General features: G+C 65.3%; 17 protein-coding genes. 11 read left to right on the top strand and 6 right to left on the bottom strand.

Going from position 1 to position 16,904, the window contains the following annotated elements; all coding sequences use genetic code 11:
* The first annotated feature begins 30 nt into the window (after positions 1–30).
* The 7 genes from ACI0FO_RS20925 to rpsT all read left to right on the top strand — a co-directional run bounded on the left by ACI0FO_RS20925 (position 31) and on the right by rpsT (position 6,099).
* Complete coding sequence (locus ACI0FO_RS20925; protein WP_416029771.1) at positions 31–213, top strand: Trm112 family protein; 183 nt, start codon at positions 31–33, stop codon at positions 211–213.
* A gap of 11 nt (positions 214–224) precedes the next feature.
* Positions 225–989 (top strand): 3-deoxy-manno-octulosonate cytidylyltransferase, encoded by a 765-nt coding sequence (gene kdsB / locus ACI0FO_RS20920; RefSeq protein WP_416029770.1) that lies wholly within the window; start codon positions 225–227, stop codon positions 987–989.
* A 91-nt stretch (positions 990–1,080) separates the two neighbouring features.
* Complete coding sequence (gene adk, locus ACI0FO_RS20915) at positions 1,081–1,737, top strand: adenylate kinase (protein WP_416029768.1); 657 nt, start codon at positions 1,081–1,083, stop codon at positions 1,735–1,737.
* 134 nt (positions 1,738–1,871) lie between these two features.
* The gene (locus ACI0FO_RS20910; RefSeq protein ID WP_416029766.1) at positions 1,872–2,630 is read left to right on the top strand and encodes a 3-hydroxyacyl-CoA dehydrogenase; all 759 of its coding nucleotides are present in this window, start codon (positions 1,872–1,874) and stop codon (positions 2,628–2,630) included.
* Between the two features lie 180 nt (positions 2,631–2,810).
* Complete coding sequence (gene murJ, locus ACI0FO_RS20905; protein WP_416029764.1) at positions 2,811–4,370, top strand: murein biosynthesis integral membrane protein MurJ; 1,560 nt, start codon at positions 2,811–2,813, stop codon at positions 4,368–4,370.
* Positions 4,371–4,563: 193 nt separating this feature from the next.
* A complete protein-coding gene (locus ACI0FO_RS20900; RefSeq protein ID WP_416029762.1) occupies positions 4,564–5,526 on the top strand; it encodes a FecR domain-containing protein in 963 nt (320 codons plus the stop codon).
* A gap of 309 nt (positions 5,527–5,835) precedes the next feature.
* Positions 5,836–6,099, top strand: a complete 264-nt coding sequence (rpsT, locus tag ACI0FO_RS20895; RefSeq protein ID WP_006225453.1) for a 30S ribosomal protein S20 — start codon at positions 5,836–5,838, stop codon at positions 6,097–6,099.
* A 131-nt stretch (positions 6,100–6,230) separates the two neighbouring features.
* Here the strand turns inward: rpsT and ACI0FO_RS20890 are convergent, their stop codons facing one another.
* A complete protein-coding gene (locus ACI0FO_RS20890; protein WP_416029760.1) occupies positions 6,231–7,157 on the bottom strand; it encodes a LysR family transcriptional regulator in 927 nt (308 codons plus the stop codon).
* Between the two features lie 113 nt (positions 7,158–7,270).
* Here ACI0FO_RS20890 and lysA point away from each other — a divergent pair, with 113 nt between their 5' ends.
* Positions 7,271–8,503 (top strand): diaminopimelate decarboxylase, encoded by a 1,233-nt coding sequence (gene lysA, locus ACI0FO_RS20885; RefSeq protein ID WP_416029758.1) that lies wholly within the window; start codon positions 7,271–7,273, stop codon positions 8,501–8,503.
* An 84-nt stretch (positions 8,504–8,587) separates the two neighbouring features.
* On the opposite strand, the gene garL is transcribed toward lysA, so the two are convergent.
* The 5 genes from garL to ACI0FO_RS20860 all read right to left on the bottom strand — a co-directional run bounded on the left by garL (position 8,588) and on the right by ACI0FO_RS20860 (position 13,456).
* The gene (garL, locus tag ACI0FO_RS20880; RefSeq protein ID WP_035213403.1) at positions 8,588–9,355 is read right to left on the bottom strand and encodes a 2-dehydro-3-deoxyglucarate aldolase; all 768 of its coding nucleotides are present in this window, start codon (positions 9,353–9,355) and stop codon (positions 8,588–8,590) included.
* A 68-nt stretch (positions 9,356–9,423) separates the two neighbouring features.
* A complete protein-coding gene (locus ACI0FO_RS20875; RefSeq protein WP_416029755.1) occupies positions 9,424–10,425 on the bottom strand; it encodes a Bug family tripartite tricarboxylate transporter substrate binding protein in 1,002 nt (333 codons plus the stop codon).
* Between the two features lie 87 nt (positions 10,426–10,512).
* Positions 10,513–11,625 carry an Ldh family oxidoreductase gene (locus tag ACI0FO_RS20870; RefSeq protein WP_416029753.1) on the bottom strand — a complete coding sequence of 371 codons (1,113 nt, stop codon included), beginning with the start codon at positions 11,623–11,625 and terminating at the stop codon, positions 10,513–10,515.
* Between the two features lie 24 nt (positions 11,626–11,649).
* Complete coding sequence (locus ACI0FO_RS20865) at positions 11,650–12,456, bottom strand: FadR/GntR family transcriptional regulator (RefSeq protein ID WP_416029752.1); 807 nt, start codon at positions 12,454–12,456, stop codon at positions 11,650–11,652.
* A 70-nt stretch (positions 12,457–12,526) separates the two neighbouring features.
* Positions 12,527–13,456 (bottom strand): dihydrodipicolinate synthase family protein, encoded by a 930-nt coding sequence (locus ACI0FO_RS20860; protein WP_416029750.1) that lies wholly within the window; start codon positions 13,454–13,456, stop codon positions 12,527–12,529.
* A gap of 220 nt (positions 13,457–13,676) precedes the next feature.
* On the opposite strand from ACI0FO_RS20860, the gene ACI0FO_RS20855 reads away from it, so the two are divergent.
* The 3 genes from ACI0FO_RS20855 to ACI0FO_RS20845 all read left to right on the top strand — a co-directional run bounded on the left by ACI0FO_RS20855 (position 13,677) and on the right by ACI0FO_RS20845 (position 16,793).
* Positions 13,677–14,678 carry a Bug family tripartite tricarboxylate transporter substrate binding protein gene (locus ACI0FO_RS20855; protein WP_416029749.1) on the top strand — a complete coding sequence of 334 codons (1,002 nt, stop codon included), beginning with the start codon at positions 13,677–13,679 and terminating at the stop codon, positions 14,676–14,678.
* A 74-nt stretch (positions 14,679–14,752) separates the two neighbouring features.
* Positions 14,753–15,721, top strand: coding sequence for a Bug family tripartite tricarboxylate transporter substrate binding protein (locus ACI0FO_RS20850; RefSeq protein WP_416029747.1), 969 nt, complete (start codon positions 14,753–14,755; stop codon positions 15,719–15,721).
* A 115-nt stretch (positions 15,722–15,836) separates the two neighbouring features.
* Positions 15,837–16,793: a 2-hydroxyacid dehydrogenase gene (locus ACI0FO_RS20845; protein WP_416029860.1), complete on the top strand. Its 957-nt coding sequence runs from the start codon at positions 15,837–15,839 to the stop codon at positions 16,791–16,793.
* Positions 16,794–16,904: the final 111 nt, after the last annotated feature.

Genomic DNA, 16,904 nt, shown 5'->3' with positions numbered 1-16,904 from the left:
CGTGCCCAAAACTGTTTTAGAATCGTGGTCATGGAATCCCGACTTCTCGACATCCTCGTCTGCCCCCTGTGCAAGGGCCGCCTAGAACACGACCGGCAACAAGCCGAACTGGTCTGCCGCGCCGACCGCCTGGCCTTTCCGCTGCGCGACGGCATCCCCGTCATGCTGGAGTCGGAAGCCCGCGCGCTGGACGACACCCCCACCGCCACCTGACGCGCCCCACCGTGAGCTTCATCGCCCTGATTCCGGCGCGGACCGCCTCGACCCGCCTGCCCGACAAACCGCTTGCCGACATCGCCGGCAAGCCGATGGTCGTGCGCACGGCCGAACGTGCCGCCCAGTCGGGCGCGTCGCAGCTCTACATCGCAACAGACGACGTCCGCGTCCAGGCTGCCGCGCGCGAACACGGCCTGATTGCCCTGATGACGCGCGGCGACCACCTCACCGGCACCGACCGCCTGGCGGAAGCGGTGGATCAGCTGGGCCTGCCCGACGACGCCATTGTCGTGAACGTCCAGGGCGACGAACCGCTGATCGAACCCGAACTCATTGACGCCGTCGCGGCCAAGCTGCAAGCCAACCCCGACACGGACATCGCCACCTGCGCCTGCCCGCTGGCCGACGCCGAAGCGCTGTTCAACCCAAGTGTCGTCAAGCTGGTCTGCGCCGCCAACGACCGCGCGCTGTATTTTTCGCGCGCGCCCATTCCCTGGGCCCGCGATGCGCTGGCCACGGGCGAACGCGTGCTGGCCGAAGGGCTGCCCGCTTGGCACCACATCGGCCTGTACGCCTATCGCGTGTCCTTCCTGCGCCGCTTCCCGACCCTGCCGCAAGGCGTGCTGGAACGGTTCGAGTCGCTGGAACAGCTACGCGCCATGGAACATGGCCACAACATCGTCGTACACCGGGCATTCAGCCCTCCTGCCGCAGGGGTAGACACCCCGGCGGACCTGGAGCGCGTCCGGTTGGTCTACAGCAAACAGATATAAGGGTTATTTCCCATGGCGCAGCCCCGCATTGGCTGCTGCGTTGCGGCATAATCCCCCGGATCACAAAAAATAAACCCCATCAGGAGCACTCATGCGTCTTATCTTGCTCGGACCTCCCGGCGCCGGCAAAGGCACCCAGGCCGCGTTTCTCACCCAGCACTTCGGCATCCCCCAGATCTCCACCGGCGACATGCTGCGAGCCGCGGTGAAGGCGGGCACGCCGTTGGGTATTGAAGCCAAAAAGGTCATGGATGCCGGCGGTCTGGTTTCCGACGAGATCATCATCGGCCTGGTCCAGGACCGCCTGAAGCAGCCCGACTGCGCCAGCGGCTACCTGTTCGACGGCTTCCCCCGCACCATCCCGCAAGCCGACGCGCTGAAAAGCGCCGGCGTCAAGCTGGACTACGTGGTGGAAATCGAAGTCCCCGAAGAAGACATCATCGAACGCATGAGCGGCCGCCGCGTGCACCAGCCCAGCGGCCGCAGCTACCACGTGCGCTTCAATCCGCCCAAAGTGGAAGGCCGCGACGACATCACCGGCGAAGAACTGATCCAGCGCGACGATGATCGCGAAGAGACCGTTCGCCACCGCCTGTCCGTGTACCGCGAACAGACGCGCCCCCTCGTCGACTACTACTCGACCTGGGCGCAGCAAAACGCCGCCGAAGCCCCGAAGTACCGCAAGATCTCGGGCGTGGGCGCCGTCGACGAAATCAAGTCGCGCCTCTTCGAGGCCGTCAAGAGCTGATTGGCGCCTTGATGGCTTGCAGGCCTTCGGCGCCGGCTGGACGCAACGCGTTCCGGCACCGGCCCGAAGGCCTTGTCACATTCGGCGCCCGCCGCGCCGCATTCATCCCCTTGAACTGATCTGGTGGTAGAGACATGGAAATCGCAAGCAAGGTATTCATCGTTACGGGCGGCGCATCCGGCCTGGGTGCAGGCACCGTGCGCATGCTGGTGGAAAATGGCGCCAAGGTCGTCATCGCCGACGTCCAGGACGAGCCGGGCCAGGCCTTGGCCAAGGAACTCGGCCAGCGCTACGTCCATTGCGACGTGACGCAAGAAGCCGACGGCAAGAGCGCCGTGGCCGCCGCCCTTGAACTGGGCGCCCTGTTTGGGCTGGTGAACTGCGCGGGCGTCGCGCCCGCCGCCAAGATCGTCGGCAAGAACGGCGCGCATCCGCTGGACCTGTTCCAGAAAGTCGTATCGATCAACCTGATCGGCAGCTTCAACATGATGCGCCTGGCCGCCGAAGCCATGAGCGCCAACACGCCCGAACCCACGGGCGAGCGCGGCGTGATGATCAACACGGCATCGGTCGCTGCGTTCGACGGCCAGATCGGCCAGGCGGCCTATGCCGCGTCCAAGGCCGGCGTGGCCGGCATGACTCTGCCGATCGCCCGCGACCTGGCCAAGACCGGCATCCGCTGCATGACCATCGCCCCGGGGATCTTCGGCACGCCGATGATTTTCGGCATGCCCCAGGAAGTGCAGGATTCGCTGGCCGCCAGCATCCCCTTCCCCGCCCGCCTGGGCCGCCCGGAAGACTACGCCAAACTGGTCTACAGCATCGTCACGAACGATATGCTGAATGGCGAGACCATCCGCCTGGACGGCGCCATCCGCATGCCGCCGAAGTGATGCCCCCACGCCGCGCATGCTTCGCACGCTTGCTGCCCCCCGGGGGGGCGCTTTTCCCCTTGGGGCGGCCCGGCGGGGAAAAGGCATTTTTGTTTGAAGTGGTGTGTGGCGGGGCATGGTCCCTTTCAACGGGCATTGTGTTTGTGGGGCCAGTTGGCCCCTTTTTTACGTAGTCCATCCATGAGCCTGTTCCGTTCGGCGGCCACTGTCAGCAGCTTCACGCTGCTGTCCCGCATTTCCGGCCTGATCCGCGACATCCTGGTTGCCCGCGCCTTTGGCGCCGGCCCCATCACCGACGCCTTCTGGGTCGCGTTCCGCATTCCCAATCTGTTGCGGCGGTTGTTCGCCGAAGGCGCTTTCGCCCAGGCCTTCGTGCCCATTTTGGGCAGCGCGCGCAACAATCGTTCCGAAGAAGAGGTGCGCACGCTGTTGGACCGCGTGGCCCTGCTGTTGACGGCCACATTGATGCTGATCACGCTGATCGGCATCGTGGCCGCCCCCTGGGTCGTGTCCGCCATGGCCAGCGGCCTGCGTGGCGCCGCCCGCGATACCGAATTTGGCGCCGCCGTCTGGATGACGCGGGTGATGTTTCCCTACATCTTCTGCATGTCGCTAATCGCCTTCGCCTCGGGCGTGCTGAACACCTGGCGCCGTTTCGCCGTGCCGGCGTTCACGCCGGTGCTGCTGAACCTGGCCATGATCGGCGCCTGCATCTGGCTGGCGCCCCGCATGGACGTCCCCGTTTACGCGTTGGCCATCGGCGTCATGATCGGCGGCGTGGCGCAGCTGGCGGTGCAATGGGTCGCCCTGTCGCGGCTGGGCCTGACACCGCGCTTCTCGCTCCGCTTTCGCGAGGCGTGGGCCGATCCCACCGTCCAGCGCATTCTCAAGCAGATGGCCCCTGCCACGCTTGGTGTGTCGGTCGCGCAGATTTCCCTGCTGATCAACACCAACATCGCCACCTGGCTGACACCGGGCAGCGTGACCTGGCTGTCATTCGCCGACCGCCTGATGGAGTTCCCCACCGCGCTGCTGGGCGTTGCCTTGGGCACGGTGCTGCTGCCCAGCCTGTCGGCCGCCCACGCGCGAGACGACCACGGCGGCTATAGCGCCCTGCTGGACTGGGGCCTGCGACTGGTCCTGCTGCTGGGCCTGCCCGCCGCCGTGGGCATGGCGCTGCTGTCGGACGGCTTGGTCGCCACGCTGTTTCACTACGGCGCCTTCGCTGCCCAGGACGTGCTGCAGACCCGCCTGGCCGTGATTTCCTATTCCGTTGGGCTGATCGGCCTGCTGTCGGTGAAGATCCTGGCACCCGGCTTTTACGCCAAGCAGGACATCCGGACGCCGGTCAAGATCGCCATCGGCGTGCTGGTTTTGACGCAGTTGATGAACGTGGCGCTGGTGCCGCTCATGGCCCATGCCGGCCTGGCCCTGGCCATTGGGCTGGGTGCCTGCCTGAACGCGCTGGCGCTGCTGATCGGCCTGCGACGCCGTGGCATGTATCAGCCGGCCCCCGGCTGGGCGGTGTTTGTGCTGCGTCTGATCCCGGCGCTGGCCGCGCTGTCGGCGCTGCTTTGGTACGCGGACGGGCGGATCGACTGGATCGCCATGCAGGCCCATGCGGGCCTGCGGGCGGCATGGCTGGGCGGTGTTCTGGCTGCCAGCGGGCTGGTCTACTTCGGAACGTTGTTACTCTTTGGCTTCCGCCTTAAGGACTTTGGACGACGCCCCACCCGATAAATTCAGGCCTTCGGGCACCCTCCCCATCAAAAAGCCGGCTTCCGCCGGCTTTTTTGCCGTAGATTCGTCAAGAATTGACAATCAGGCCGTAATCTTTGGTAAAAAACCTTTATTATTTACAAATTGCCATCGAAAGGATCCCCGCCAGCACCACATGCGGGATGATGAAGTGAAGTACGCCCAAGGACAACCCATGGCGGACCAAGTGATCAATTGGTTGCTGCTGCTGCGGTCCGGCAAAGCGACTGCGCAGGACTACAACGACTTCCTGGCGTGGCGGGCGGCCGATCCCGTCCATGAAAATGCCTGGCAGCAACTGACAGGCACGCTTTCAGGATCGTCGTTCGGCCGGCTTGGCGATGCCTACCCTGCCGGGTACGCCGCCGGATCGTCCGCGCAGCCCCTGATCCCTCCGCCCCCGGCCATCATGCCGGCCCGCCGCCGCTTTTTGACCGGCGCGCTGGCGCTCGCCAGTACCGGCGCTTGCGCTGCCTATGTCGGCAATGCCTTCTACCCCCTGAATAATGTCGCGGCGGATGCCGCCACGGCCACGGGCGAGCGGCGCCGGTATGTGCTGTCGGACGGCAGCCAGTTGCTGCTGGATGCGCGCAGCCGCGTCAATCTGGACTTCACGCCCGCGTACCGCCAAGTCCGACTGCTGGATGGCGCCGTGACGGTCTCCGTCGCGCCCGACGCGCGCCGCCCGTTCCTGGTGCAGACCGCCGAAGGCACCGTGCGCGCCCTGGGCACCCGTTACATGGTGCGCCAACAGGCGCAGCGCACCGTCGTCGTGGTGCACGAACATGAAGTCGAAGTGGAAACCATGTCGGGCGCGCACGGTACCGTGCGCGCCGGCACCGGCGCCCGTTTTGATGCGTCCCGAATGGATACGCCTCGCGCCGAACTCATGGCGGAAGCCGCCTGGGAATCCGGCTGGGTCGATGCCCGCGGCCGACCGCTGGCCGAGGTGATCGCGGCGCTGCGGCCTTACCGCACCGGCACGCTGCGCCTTTCGATGGCCGCCGGCGGTTTGCCCGTGTCGGGCCATTTCCCGCTGGACGACACCAATGCCGCGCTCGACACGCTTGAAGACATGATGCCGATCAGCGTGCGGCGCTTTACGCCGTGGTTCGTGTCAATCAACGTCGCCGCCTGACAACGCCATGCCCCAGGCCTGTGCCTGCGGCCCGCTTCGTTGTATACTCAGTACCGTGTTTTTATCCAGTAGGCGCCGCGGGTTTTTCCTCAAGGCTTTTTGAGGACCATCCGCCAGGGTTGTCCAGCTAAGAGTGCTCCAGCTTGGAATATTTTCCAGCGACGGGTTCTCCGGCCCAGGAACCTTAACCCTTAGCGCCCCCCGCCCGGTTGACGGGCGCTTCATCGACAGATCAAACATTAAAAGCTTGCAATCCCGCAGGGACTTGCTACAATGTTCGACTTTGCCGAATTCAACTTATATAGCAACATGGCCAATACCGCCCAAGCCCGCAAGCGCGCTCGCCAATCCGTTGAGCGCAACAAGCACAATTCCAGCCTGCGCTCGATGCTGCGCACCGCCATCAAGCGCGTTCGCCAATCCATCGCCGCTGGCGACAAGGCTTCGGCTGGCGAAGTGTTCCAGAAGGCCTCGAGCGTGATCGATCGCGTGGCTGACAAGAACATCATCCACAAGAACAAGGCCGCTCGCCACAAGAGCCGCCTGGCTGCCGCTATCAAGGCGCTGGCCTAAGATTCTGCCGCCCCTGCTTTTTGGGGCGTCATGAATACGGCAAATGAAGAAGGATGCCCCAGGGCATCCTTTTTTGTTGCCTGCTCGAAACACGACCAAGACAGTAGACCGTCGGCGTCAAAGCCTCCGGCCTACGCGGCGCCTTGCGCCATGCCAGATGCCAACCGGCCCTTGATGGCGTCGGCCGCCGCGGCCAATGACGCCATGAACGCGTCCACCAGCGGATTCGCGGGGCGATGTTCGGGAAAGACCACGTTGACGCGGAACGGGAACGACCGCCGCAACGGACGGATCTGCAAGCCTCGGCCCGCGAAATCCAGCGCCGTCAGCGGATTCACGATCGCCAGGCCCAGGCCCTGACGCACGAACGTGCACACAGACACGGCGGTGGGCGTTTCCACAATGGACCGCCGCAGCACCCCTGCCTCGGCGAAGGCTTCGTCTATCTGGATCCGGTAGGGGTCGCTGGACGACAGGCTGACGAAGGCCTGCCCGTTGAAATCGGCCAACTCGATTTCCGGTTTAGCCAATAGCGCATGCCCGTCAGGCAGCACGCAGACTTCATCCACCTGCAACAGCAGTTGCACGCGCGTGCCGGCGGGCGCGGCGTCATGTTCGGTCAAGCCCAGGTCGTATCGCTGCGCGGTCAGCCATTCCTCCAGAAACGGCGACTCCTGCGCCTCGAGCGACAGGCTGACGCCGGGATGCCGGTCATGAAAGCGCCGAAACGCGTCCGGCAGGATGGAATGCGAAAACGCCGGCAAGGCGATCACCGACAACTGCCCGCCCCGGAACGCGCGCAGCCGGGCGGCGGCCGACGCCACGCGCTCCAGACCGGCATAGGACTGCCGGATCTCATCGTAGAGCGCCAGCGCCGGCATGGTGGGGCGCAGCCGCCCATGCACGCGCTCGAACAGCGCAAAGCCGATGCCCTGCTCCATGCGCGCAAGCTCACGGCTGACGGTGGGCTGCGAGGTGCTTAAGAGCTCGGCCGCCCGGGTCACGCTACCGGCGATCATCACCGAGCGGAACACTTCGATATGCCGATGCGTCAGCATCCGCCACCCCATATCAAGAATGAATGGATCTTCTAAAGATAAGCATTTTACTGGATGCTCACGACCGGGCATCATGCCGCCTGGTTTCAATCCCCAATCAAGGTCCGTCCGTCATGGCATTCGATCCGCGCCAACTCACCCAACTCGCCACCCAGCACGGCACGCCGCTGTGGGTGTACGACGCCGCCGTCATCCGCGAACGCATCTCGCAACTGCGACGCTTCGACACCATCCGCTACGCGCAGAAGGCCTGCTCCAACCTGCACATCCTGCGTCTGATGCGCGAAGAAGGCGCCGTGGTCGACGCCGTATCGCTGGGCGAGATCGAACGCAGCCTGGCCGCGGGATTCGATCCCAAGGGCGAACCCGAAGGCATGGTCTTCACCGCCGATCTGATCGACCACGCCACGCTGGCCACCGTGCTCCGCCACGGGATCACCGTCAATGCCGGGTCGCTGGATATGCTGGAACGCGTGGGCCAGGCTTCGCGCGGGCACCGCGTCTGGCTACGCATCAACCCCGGCTTTGGCCACGGCCACAGCAACAAGACCAATACCGGCGGTCCGCAAAGCAAACACGGCATCTGGATCGACGACGTGGCCGAAGCCGTCTCCATCGTGCGCCGTCATGGATTGAAGCTGGTCGGCATTCACATGCACATCGGCTCGGGCGTCGACTACGGCCACCTGTCCAGCGTCTGCGACGCCATGGTCGACGTGGTGCGCTCGCTGGACCACGATCTTGAAGCGATCTCGGCCGGCGGCGGCTTGTCCATCCCCTACCGCGACGGCGAGCCACGCATCGATTGCGACCACTATTTCGAGCAATGGGACGCCGCCCGCAAGCGCATCGAACAATTTCTGGGGCATCCGGTTCGGCTGGAAATCGAGCCCGGCCGTTTCCTGGTGGCCGAAGCCGGCGTGCTGGTGTCCGAAGTGCATTCGATCAATCGCCGCCCCGAGCGCGACTTCGCGCTGGTGGACGCCGGTTTCAACGACCTGATGCGCCCGGCCATGTACGGCAGCTATCACCGCATCTCGGTGCATGCGCCCGATGGCTCGGCGCCACAGGGCGTGGCCGAAACCCGCATCGCGGTCGCCGGCCCGCTGTGTGAATCGGGCGACGTGTTCACGCAGGATGAAGGTGGCGTGATGTCGGACCAGTTGCTGCCGCAGCCGCGTATCGGCGACTTCATGGTCTTCCACAACGCGGGCGCGTATGGCTCGTCGATGTCATCCAACTACAACAGCCGCCCGCTGGCGCCGGAAGTGTTGCTGGACCGGGGCGACGCCCGCCTGATCCGACGCCGCCAGACGGTCAACGAATTGTTGGCGCTGGAGCAATAAGCAAAAAGCCCCCCTCGGGGGGCAGCCAGCGCGCGAAGCGTGCGCGGCGTGGGGCGCCATTTTCGGCTTTTCCCCGAGAACGCGTCAGGTGGGAAACGCGTCGCGCAGCGCGAAGGTTGCCTGCTTGAACACGCCCAGGTCCGTGCCGACCGCCACGAAGTGCATGCCCATGTCCAGGTAACGGCGCGCGTCCGCGTGCACCGGCGCCAGGATACCCACGGCCTTGCCCTGCGCGGTCACGCGCTGATGCAGGTGGCGGATGGCCTCTTGCACTTCGGGATGGCCCGGGTTGCCAATATGGCCCAGCGCCGCGGCCAGGTCCGACGGCCCGATGAAGACGCCGTCCACACCCTCCACGGACGCGATCTCGTCGACCGCGTCGATGCCTGGCCGGCTTTCGATCTGCAGCAGCACGCAGATGTTGTCGTTGATGGTCTGCAGGTAATCAGGCACCGTGCCATAGCGGTTGCTGCGCTGCGCGCCGGCCACGCCGCGGATGCCTTGCGGCGGATAGCGGGTTGCGGCCACGGCCAGCCGCGCATCGGCTTCCGACTCGATGAACGGAATCAGCAGATTGTAGAAACCGATATCCAGCAGGCGCTTGATCTGCACGGGATCGTTCCACGACGGCCGGCCCACGGCGGCGCTGGCGCTGCCCTGCAGGGCTTGCAGCTGCTGCAGGAACATCGGTACCTCATTGGGCGAATGCTCGCCGTCCAGAAGCAGCCAGTCGAAATCCGCCAGCCCCACAAGCTCTGCCGTGATGTGGCTGGACATGCACATCCAGAAACCGATAAGCCGTTCGCGGGCCAGGATGCGTTGCCGGAAACGGTTGGGTAAGGGTGAGTTCATTGCCGCCTTCGTTTTGCAGAAAAGAAAAACAGGGATAACTGCCGGGCCGGGGCCCGGCGACACGCCGTTCAGTCCATGCGGGCGCCGGATGCCTTGGCCGCCTTGCCCCACTTCGTGATTTCGTTGTCGACGAATGCCGAGAACGATTTGGGGTCGTCTCCCACCACCACAAAGCCCACGCTTTCGAGCTTCTGCCGGATTTCCGGCGACGCCAGCGCCTTCACCGTCGCCTGGTTCAGGCGTTGGATCACGGCGGGCGGCGTCTTGGCGGGCGCCGACAAGCCAAACCACGACTCGGCCGAGAAGCCCGGATAGCCCGATTCGGCCACCGTGGGCGTGTCGGGATACGCGGGATTGCGCTTGGCGCTGGCGACGGCCAGCGCGCGCAGCTTGCCGGACGTGACTTGTGGCAACAACGTGTCCTGGTTCAGGAACATCACCGAGACGCGTCCGCCGATCATGTCGGTGATGGCCGCCGCACCCCCTTTGTATGGCACATGCACCAGATCGATCTTGGCGTCCTGCTTCAGCATCTCCATGGCCAGGTGGCCCGACGACCCGCTGCCCGAACTGGCGTGCGTGTACTTGCCCGGGTTCTCCCGCGCCAAGCGGATGAAGTCCGCAAACGTCTTGCCGGGAAACTCCATGTTGGCGACCAGCACATTGGGGCCCGTCGCCAACAGCGAGATGTGCGCGAAGTCGCTGTTGCGGTAGGGCATGTTCTGGTAGACGGCATAGCTGATGGCGTTGGACCCGACGCCGGACAGCAGCAAGGTGTAGCCGTCCGGTTCGGACTTGGCCACGACGTCGGACCCGATATTGCCGTTGGCGCCACCCTTGTTTTCGACGATGACGCTTTGGCCCAATTCCTTGGATAGCTCCGCCGCCAGCAGTCGGCCCACGGAATCCGTGCTGCCGCCGGCCGGAAACGGCACGACCAGCTTGACGGGTTTCGCGGGCCAGGCGCCAGCTTGCGCTGTGGCGGCCCCGGGCATCAGGGTCAGCGCCCCGGCCGCCGCAACGGCCAGGATGGCAAGGCGCCTGCGCGCCACGGGTGGGTTCTGTCGCATGGTTGTCTCCTCATGGTTTTTATCGCGTTATCGCCCGGTGTCCGGGTCTGTGCTTATCGCTCGCCGCGGCAGGCCGCAACAGCCGATTCAACTATCTTCCAGCAGATACGGCGTGCCAGCACGTTCGCAGATGCCGCGCAGGCGCTCGGCCAACGCGGCCGAAATCGGGATGCCCTGGCGCAGCCGGCGTGCGCGTTCGGCCGCTTCCGGTTCGCCAGCCACCAACACCGGTTCGTCCGCGTTGGCGGGCGGCGTGTCGTGCAGCGCGTCGATCATGTCGTCCATATCGGATTCGAACGAACCGGCGGCGCGGAACGCATCGGGGTTCAGCGCCAGGAAGAAATGCCCGACGTCGTCCGGCTCTCCGGGGCGGCGGGTCGGCGCGCGGCGGGCCGCGAAGGCACTGCCGCTGAGCGTTCCGCCCAGAATCTGCGCCATCATCGCCAGGCCGTAGCCCTTGTGGCTGCTCATCACGGCAGTGCCGCCCAATGGCGTCAGGCCGCCTTCGGGGTGCTTGAAGATGAACTGCATCGCGGCGTCGGCATCGGTGACCGCCCCGCCCTGCCCGTCGACCGCCCATCCCGGCGGCAGCGGCTTGTCCAGAAAGTCGTAGACCTTGACTTTGTTGGCCGCGACCGTGGTCGTCGCCATGTCCAGGACGAACGGTTCGTTATGGGCCGCGGGCGCGCCGAATGCGATGGGATTGGTGCCCAGCATGGGCATGGCGCCGCGCGTGGGCACCATGATGATGCCATTGGCGCTGCTGGTAACGAGGCCGACCACGCCGCGCTGCACCGCGATGCGCGCATACACGCCGGCCGCGCCGAAATGATGCGAATTGCAGACCGACACCGCGCCCACGCCATGTTCAAGGGCCTTATCGACCGCCAGGTGCATGGCCTGCGACGCCACCGGGTAGCCCAGCCCGCCCATGCCATCGATCAACGCGCTGGCCCCGCCGTCGCGCACGATCCGCGCCCGCGCGTCCAGGCGCAAAGAACCCGCGCGCAGTTTCTCCTCGTAAGACGGCAGCATCGAAATGCCATGCGAATCAATGCCCAGCAGGTCGGTCTGCGCCATCAGGCCGGCCGTGGTGTGCGCCAGATCTTCGTCCATACCCCAGGCTTGCAATACCTGCAGGATCTGTTCGCGGACCTGCTCGACCGGCACGGTCTTCGCTATTGTTCCATTCGCTTGCACTCGTTGCCTCCGTTGTTGTTGATGTCAGTCGCGCTCGCGGTCCACCAGCCGATGGCGCGCCTGCCCCAGATGGAACTGCATGGCGACGCGGGCGCGCTCGCTGTCCTGTTCGCGGATGGCGTCCAGGATGGTCGCGTGCTCGTCCACGACGCGTTGGGCGCGCTGCCGCGAACCGGTCCGCGTCAAGCTCAAGGTCAGCCGCATGAAACCGTTGATGGATTCGTGGATGCTCTCCAGCACCCCCAGATAGAAGTCGTTGCCGCTGGCTTCGGCGATGCTGGCGTGAAACGCCAAGTCGGCCTCGGGCGAGACCTGGCCGTGCGTCAGGCTGTCGGCGAACGCCGCGTGCGCATCGGCGATCTTCTTCAATTGTTCGTCCGTGCGGCGCAACGCGGCCAGCCGGGCCGCATCGCCTTCCAGCGCCACCCGCACCTCTTGCGCCCGTAGATAGGCGCTGACATTCTGCACGTCGTTGAAGGTCTTCAGACGTGGCGCGGGCTGATGGCTGACGAAGGTGCCCAGCCCCTGGTGCGCGGTGATCAGGCCATCGGCGCGCAAACGCAGCAACGCTTCGCGCACGACGGGCCGCGATACGCCAAAACGTTCCGAAATCTCGTTTTCAGAGGGCAGTTTGTCGCCGACATTCAAGCCGCCGGACACGATCTGTTCGAAAACCTGCCCGTAGACCTGATCCGCCAGCCGCACCCGGTGCCCGCGTTCAAGCGGGGGCGAACCCGGCGCCTCGGAATCGACGGGCGCCTGCGGCTCGGATGACGTTGATGCTTTGGATCGGGCCACGAAACCTCCTGAATACTTAGGCCTGCTCACCATTCCGTGAACAGCGCCCATCGTACCGCCAACAGGCGGTCCGACGGGAGGCGCGCGGCCGTGGCGTTCAAGGTCAGGCCGCCACGGCTTCCTTGTCCCATGCCGCCAATGCGCGCGCCACGGGCGCCACGCGTTCGCGTTCCGCGCTGGAAATGCCGGTCAGCAACGGCAGCATGGGACCCATGTCCGCCACGCCGGACAAGGTCACGGCGTCATGCAGCACGCGGATCGGGCTGATGCCGTCGCGGCAATCCTCCAGGCCCAGGTAGTGCTCGCGCACGGCCTCGGCGTCGTCGTAGCGGCCTTCACGCAGCAGATGAAGCAGGCGCATCGATCCGCGCGGCGCCACGCATACCGAGCCCGACGTGAAGCTCTTCAGCCCAAAGTCGCGGTAATGGACGATGGCCGGGCGTTCGCCGATGCCGCTGACGACCCAGCGCGCATCCACCGCCTGCAACAAGGACGACAGGTACGGATCTTTCAAGGGGTCGTCACGCACGACCGCGTACTTGAAAGCGACGATGCGGCCTTCCTCGATCAGGCGCGCGGCCGTCTCCGGCGCCAGATAATCCGCCGACTTGATGTAGACCACGGCCGGCTTGCCCAACGCGTCGGTGAAACGCCGCACGCCGTCCGCCAGCCCGGCGTCGGTGTACGGGAACGACATAGGCAGCAGCATCGCCGTGGGGAAGGCGCGCGAACGCAGGATCGCCGCCTGGTCCATCATCTTGCCGTAGTCGGGGCCGACCGACGGCAGTATCCACGTATCCGACCCTGCCAGGCCCGCCAGCATGTCAACGATGCGCGCGTATTCACTGACCGCCGCGTTATAGAAATTGGCGTTGCCGCCATACATCACGTTGCGCACGCCGCCGGCTTCCAGGTGGCCCAGCAACGCCTTGTTGGCGGCTTCGTTCAGGGAAAGGTCGTCGTGGCGGGCCAACGGCGGCACGGCGATGACCGAACGCTGCAAGTCCTGGGCGGATACCGGGGAAGTTTTCATGGACGGGGCTCCTGGCTGATCCAGTTGTTAGATGAGTAAGGTGAAAAAAGTATACTTGGTTGACAACCATAACCTCAATACCTATATTTGTTTTACAAGTAGAACGGCAGCAAAACGCAGGGTGCCGCGCGCGCCTTGCGGCTTCAAGCCCGGGCCACGCCCGGGTTGGAATTCCCCACAAACGATGCGCGGCCACGCGCACACCAAGGAGACACGTTCCATGCAAGCAGCTCCCCTGCGCAGCCGGCTGTTTACCGCCGCCATGCTGACGGCCACCGCCTTCCTGCTTCCGGCGGCCCCCGCGCTGGCCGACTACCCCGAACGCGACGTGAAGATCATCGTGCCTTTCCCCGCCGGCGGCACGGCGGACATTGCCGCGCGTGTCGTGGCGGCCGAATTGGGCAAGAGCTGGAACAAGTCCGTCGTGGTGGACAACAAGGCGGGCGCGGGCGGCAACGTCGGTTCGGCCGAGGCGGCGCGCGCGCCGGCCGACGGCTACACGTTGCTGATGGGCACCGTCAGCACGCATGCGATCAATCAGTCCGTCTACGCCAAGCTGCCCTATGACCCGGTCAGAGATTTCGTGCCCGTGACGCTCGTCATCCCGGTACCGAACATTCTTGAACTGAATCCCAAGTTCGCCGACAAGCACGGCATCCGCACCGTGGCGGATCTGATCAAGTACCTGAAGGCCAATCCCGACACCGTCAACATGGCGTCCACCGGCAACGGCACGTCCACCCACCTGTCGGGCGAACTGTTCCAGAGCATGACGGGCACGCGCATGACGCACGTGCCGTACAAGGGCAGCAGCCCCGCACTGACAGACGTGATGGGCGGCTCCGCCGACCTGATCTTCGACAACTTGCCGTCGTCCATGGGCTACATCAAGGGCGGCAAGCTGCGGCCGTTGGCGGTCACCACGACCGCGCGTTCGCCGGCGTTGCCCGATGTGCCGACGCTGGCCGAAGCCGGCGTGAAAGGGTACGAGGCCTCCAGCTGGTTCGGGTTGCTGGCGCCTGCGGGCACGCCGCCCGCCATCGTCGACAAGATCCAGCGCGACGTGGCGGCCGCGCTGCGGCAAGAGCCGGTGCGCGCGCAACTGCAGGCCCAGGGCGCCACGCCCTCGGGCAACACCCCAACGCAATTCAAACAGTTCATGGCGCAAGAGACCGTGAAGTGGGCGGAAGTCGTGAAAACATCCGGCGCCAAGGTCGACTGACCTGGCGCAGATCCAGGCCCGCGCGCAACGCGTGAGCGGCGGGCTTCCCAGCATCACGCGAACCAGGAGACACCATGAATAAACTGATCTGCGCCATTGCGGCGGGCGCCGCCCTGCTTGGCGGGCCGGCGGTCCAGGCCGCCGGCTACCCCGAAAAACCCATCACCATGATTGTTCCCTTCGTGCCGGGCGGCTCATCCGACATTACCGCACGCTCGGTCACGCCCGCGCTGTCGAAACTGCTGGGCCAGACCTTCGTGGTCGAGAACAAGCCGGGCGCCAACAGCGCCATCGGCGCGCAGGCCCTGGCTCGCAGCACGCCCGACGGCTACACCATGATGGTGGGTTCGATTGGCACGTTCGCCATCAACGAAGCGCTTTACAAGAACCTGTCGTATAACCCCAGCAAGGATTTTGAATACCTGACGCAGGCGGTGCGCAATCCCAACGTGCTGGTCGCCGCCACCTCCTTTCCCGCCGGCACCGTCGCCGAACTGGTCGACTATGCGAAGAAGCATCCCGGCAGCGTCTCCTACGCGTCGTCGGGCACGGGCTCGTCCGACCACCTGTCCGCCGTGCTGTTCCGCCAGCGCACGGGCAGCACGGGCGTGGATGTCCCCTACAAAGGAGGCGGCGCGGCCATCGCGGACTTGATCGGCGGACAGGTCAATGTGTCGTTCCAGAACCTGGGCGCGGTGCAGAATCACATCAAGGCCGGCAAGCTGAAGGCCCTGGCCATCACCGGCGATGCGCGCGCGCCCGACTTGCCCGACGTGCCCACGCTGAGCGAGGCCGGTATCAAGGACATGGTGGTGTACTCCTGGCAAGGCTTCGCCGTGCCCAAGGGCACCCCGCCGGCGGTCGTGCAGCAACTGTCGAAGGCGCTGCAGACCGCGTTGCGCGACCCGAAAACCCAGCAGACCCTGCAAGGCCTGGGCTTCGAAGTCGTCGCGAATACGCCGCAGCAGTTCACGGCATTCCAGCAAGGCGAGGTCAAGCGCTGGAAGGACGTCATCCAGAAGGCCAACATCCAGCTGGAATAACCGTATGAAAGCAAAATAGGGAACACGCGAGGGGGTGCCTGCGGGCATCCCCTCAGCAATTTTCAAAGCCGAATCAAGTAGCATGACCATTTTCGCCACCCACCCGTACGACAACATGACCACTAAGCATCGCATCATCCAGGTCGGCTCGCTGGCCGGCTCCCCCTCCGCCAACAAGCACCTCGCCGACCGGTACGACGTTGTCGAGCTATGGAAATTCCCCGACCGCCAGGCCGCGTTGGCCGAGCACGGCAAAGGCATCACGGCGGTCGTCACGTCGGCAAACTTCGGCGCCAACGCCGAACTCATCAACGCGCTGCCGGACCTGAAAGCCATCTGCAGCTGGGGCGTGGGCTACGAGACCATCGACGTGGACGCCGCCCGAAAGCGCAGCGTGCAGGTCAGCAATACACCAGACGTGTTGACGGACTGCGTGGCGGATCTGGCCTGGGGCCTCTTGATCGCCGGCGCCCGTCGCATGGGCCAGGGCGAACGATTCGTGCGCGCCGGCCAGTGGGGCCAAGTGCACGGCAGCATCCCGCTGGGCCAACGCGTCAGCGGTAAGAAGCTGGGCATCGTGGGCCTGGGTCGGATCGGTGAAGCGATCGCCAAGCGCGGCATCGGATTCGACATGCAGGTGCGTTATCACAACCGCCGCAAGCGCGACGACATCGCCTACGGCTACGAGGCCTCGCTGGTCGATCTGGCCAAGTGGGCGGACTTCCTGATCGTGGCCACGGTGGGCGGCCCCAGCACGCGCCATCTGGTGAACCAGCCGGTACTGGAAGCGCTGGGTCCCAAGGGCATCATCGTCAACATCGCGCGCGGGCCGGTCATCGACGAGACCGCCCTGGTAGCCGCATTGGAATCCGGCAAGCTGGGCTGCGCCGCGCTGGACGTGTTCGAACATGAGCCCAAGGTGCCGGAGGCCTTGGCCCAGAGCGACAACGCCGTCGTGCTGCCGCACATCGGCAGCGCCACGCTGGAGACGCGCCTTGCGATGGAAAACCTGATGCTGGAAAACCTTCAGGCCTACTTCGACACCGGCCGCGTGATCACCCCGGTGGAATAAAGCGCCTTGCGCCACGGTAGAAACGAAAAAGCCTCTCGGTGCCCATACCGAGAGGCTTTCGACTTTCCGGTCCCGCGGAGCCGGCAGTCTTTCTGCAAAGGAACTACTTTT

The sequence above is a fragment of the Achromobacter marplatensis genome, assembly GCF_049060505.1.
Lineage (GTDB): Bacteria > Pseudomonadota > Gammaproteobacteria > Burkholderiales > Burkholderiaceae_B > Achromobacter > Achromobacter marplatensis_A.
The sequence above is the reverse complement of the archived record's forward strand: the minus strand, read 5'-3'. Positions and strand labels throughout refer to the sequence as shown.